Annotated in this window: 1 protein-coding gene; it reads right to left on the bottom strand. The window is 40.3% G+C overall.

What is annotated here, in order from left to right; genetic code table 11:
* Window positions 1-288: polysaccharide biosynthesis protein (locus SB775_RS28735; protein WP_410864594.1), on the bottom strand; the 288-nt coding region annotated here is incomplete at both ends.

Here is a 288-nt window from a genome sequence, read left to right as displayed (position 1 = left end):
AGTCGACACCATAACGAATTTTTTCACATTAGCCATATGCGAGGCCTCTGCTACATTTTTCGTACCATAAATATTGTTCTTCACAGCTTCCATTGGGTTTCCTTCCATTAAAGGAACATGTTTATGGGCTGCGGCGTGGTAAACGACGTCTGGTTTATATTCATCCATAATGGCGATAATGCGTTCACGATCTTGGATATCTGCAATCAAAGGGATAATTTCAGTTTCGTCGCCCATAACCTTACGTAATTCCATATCAATTAAGTAAATAGAGTTTTCACCGTGGCC

The organism is Peribacillus sp. SIMBA_075, from assembly GCF_046534585.1.
This window is presented reverse-complemented; position numbering and strand designations above follow the sequence as displayed.